This window comes from Mycobacterium sp. TH-M82, from assembly GCF_057473605.1.
Genome location: NZ_JBYCKY010000907.1, coordinates 1 through 3,005, shown reverse-complemented (window position 1 = coordinate 3,005; position 3,005 = coordinate 1). Strand labels below are relative to the sequence as shown.

The following is a 3,005-nucleotide window of genomic DNA, read 5'->3' as shown; positions in this document are numbered from 1 at the left end:
GGCGCTGCAACGCCGGCCCCAGCCCACCGACCGCCTGGGCGGTTTCGTCGAGCACCGCGCTGATCTTGTCCTTGGGCAGCGCCGCCAGCCCGCGGTTGGCGGCGTCCAGCGCGGGACCGATCGCACGGGGCACCGTGCCCTTGGTGATGGTCTGCCCCGGCGAGAGATAGCGCCCGGGATTGCCGGTCGGCACCAGGTCGAGATACTGCTCACCGGCCGCGGACACCGAATGCACGTTCGCGCTGACATCGACCGGGACTTTATAGCGGTTATTTATGCTCATGGTGGCCTGGGCGCCCTGCTCGGTCGGTTCGACGGCGGTGACCTTGCCGATGGTGAAGCCGCGATAGGTCACGTTGGCGGTGGAATACAGCCCGCCCGAAGCCGGCAGGTCGGCCTTGAGCTCATACACGCCGATGCCGAGCAGCCGGGGAATCCGCAGGTAGTACCAGCCCAGCACCGTCAGGGCGACCACGGTGATGACGGCGAACAGGATCAGTTGGCGTTTGATGATGCGGGTCAGCAATTGCGGTCCCCCCTTTCCACCAGCGGCCCGCCGGGCGCGTCGTTGGGGTTCGGGGTGTACCGCACGTCCGGGATCATCATCTCCGGATCGTGGCCGTAGGACTGCTGCAGCGCCCGCAGCTGCCCCATCAATCCGGTCCCGCTGAGCAGACTGTTGTCGATGGCGGCGTAGGTCGCGTCCAGCTGGATCGAGACGTTGGTGTAGTCGCCGCGGATCGACTTCTCACTGGCGTCGGGCGGGACCAGGCTGAAGAGCACCTTCAGCACGCCGTTCAGATAGGGCGCCGCCTTGACGACCTCCTTGAGCGGGCATTGCGTGTGTTGCAGGTCGGTGTGCAGATTGCTCCGCGCAGCGCCCAGGTACTGGTCGGTGACGGCGCTCAGCCGCCCCGTCGCCTCGGTCGCGTTGACGAGATTGCGCTGATAACCCGGCTCGGCGAAATGTTTGACCAGCGGCGGGAAGTCGGTCAGCGCCCGGTCCAGCACGTCCGCCCGGTTGGCCACGTAGGCCAGCAGCCGGTCGGTGGAGTCGATGGCATGGTTGATGTCGTCGCGCTGCTCGTTGAGCTGGCCGGTGAAGGTGGCCAGCTTGCCGAGCAGGGCGCGGATCTGCGGGGCTCGCCCGTTCAACACGTTGTAGGTCTCGTTCTGCAGCACTTCCAGATTCGGGATGCCGCCGCCGCGCAGAATCAGCGCGATGCTGGCCAGGGTCTGCTCGGTGTTCGGATATGCCGAGGAGTTCTGCAGGGCAATGGTGTCGCCGTCCTTCAGCAACTGCGGCGATGGATCCGGTGGCGCCGCCAGTTCCACGTGCTGCGACCCCAATATGCTGGTCTGCCCGATCTTGGCGGTGGCGTTCTTCGGCAACTTGACGTTCTTCTCCAGGCCCACCGTCAGGGTGGCGACCCAGTCCTTCAGGGTGATCGCCCGCACCGACCCGACAAAGACGTCGGCCACCATCGCCTTGCTGTTGTTGTTGAGCGCGAGCGTGTCCGGCATCTGCACATAGATCGTGTAGGAGTCGGCGCCGCTGCCCGGAACACCGGGCAGCGCCACGTTGGCGATGCCGCGCCATCCGCAGGAACTCAACATCACTGCGGCCGCCAGCAGAGCCAGCGCCTGCCACGCCCGGTGGCGCAGGCGGGCCATCACGAGCCCGGCCCGGTCGATGCGGCCGCCTCGGCGGGCGGCGGCCCGCCGGCCAGCGCGGGGGGGCCCGGCGGACCGGGCGGCGGTACCGGCGGCACCGGACCCGGGATCACGTCGGGGCCCGGCGGCGGCGGCGGTATCGGGTGCGCCGGGCCATTGAGTCCGCCGTAAGGCAACGGACCTGCCTCCTCGTTGTAGGCGTTGATGTAGCCCGGCGGCGTCTGGTACTGCGATGGACCGGGCTCGATATCCGGGCCGCCCATCAGTTCGGCCAGTGACTCCGGCGTCATCAGGCTGGCCGTGATCGGGTTGACCTGCACCCCTTGCATTCCCGGCCCGGTGATCCAGCCGTGCTGGGTGTTGCGGTGCGACAGCGGTGTGTCGGGCACCCAGATCCCGGGGACGGTGGTGTCTTTGTACCCGTTCGGCGGATGCAGCCGCGGTTCGGTATAGGCGACCTCCTTAGGGAGCACCACCGCCGTGCTGGCGATGTTCAACGTGAACGGCGGGTAGTTGAACTTGATCGCATCCAGGATCGGCGCCAGATACTCCGCGCACAGCTCGGCGGTGTCCTGGTAGCCGCGCCGGCTGCCGGATTGCATCGCGCTGCAGATGAGCAGCAGCGGGTTGTTGAACAAGTTGCCGAGAAAGCCCATCGTGTTGCCGATGAAGGCGCCGTTGACCGGGTGGTAGAAATTGCCGATGTTCGCCGCGGTGGTCGGCATGACGTGCAGCCAGGTCTCCAAGCCGTTCAGGGGTTCGGGCTGGACCAGGGTGGTGGTCACGTCGGCGAGGTTTTTGGTGTCGTGTGCCAGCACTTCGCGGTTTTTGGCCAGGAACGGACGAAGCGTGGGCAGCAGATCGTCGAGCTGCTGCGCCGCATCGGCCAGGGCACGATCGGAGCGGGTCAGCCGATCGGTGACCTGCGCCAGGTTCTGGTTCAACGCGACGAACTGCCGGTCGTCTTGATGCAGCGCGTTGACGAACAGCGCCAGGCTGCGCCCCACCGCGAAGAAGTCGCTGCGGCCCTCGTTCAGCGCGGTCAGCGCTCGCGACAGGTTGTTGAACGTGGCGTTGAACTGCCTGCCCTTGCCGGCCAGTCCGTCGGCGAAGGCTTCGATGGCGTCGCCGATCGGTCCCTTGGGCTGCTGCGGTGTCGGGCCGAGCTTGTCGATGATGTCGGCGACGCTGTCGCGCAACTGATCCCATTCCGTGGGCACCTCGGTGCGCTCGACCGGGATGACCGCGTTGTCGGCCAGCACCGGGCCGCCTTTGTACGGCGGCTCCAACTGGATGTTGCGCGCGGCCACCAGGGTGGGGTTGACGATCAC

The 3,005-nt window shown here is 67.2% G+C and carries 3 protein-coding genes; all 3 read right to left on the bottom strand.

Annotation, left to right across the window (positions count from 1 at the left end; genetic code table 11):
• Positions 1-526: MCE family protein (locus AC2VON_RS26630; RefSeq protein ID WP_486955456.1), on the bottom strand; the 526-nt coding region annotated here is incomplete at its 3' end.
• Positions 520-1,674, bottom strand: coding sequence for a virulence factor Mce family protein (locus tag AC2VON_RS26625; RefSeq protein ID WP_486955455.1), 1,155 nt, complete (start codon positions 1,672-1,674; stop codon positions 520-522). The genes AC2VON_RS26625 and AC2VON_RS26630, both read right to left, overlap by 7 nt.
• Positions 1,674-3,005: MCE family protein (locus tag AC2VON_RS26620; RefSeq protein ID WP_486955454.1), on the bottom strand; the 1,332-nt coding region annotated here is incomplete at its 5' end. The genes AC2VON_RS26625 and AC2VON_RS26620, both read right to left, overlap by 1 nt.

Excerpts from the sequence above, each read along its gene's own strand:
- AC2VON_RS26625 (WP_486955455.1), bottom strand. The coding sequence starts at position 1,674 with ATGGCCCGCCTGCGCCACCGGGCGTGGCAGGCGCTGGCTCTGCTGGCG.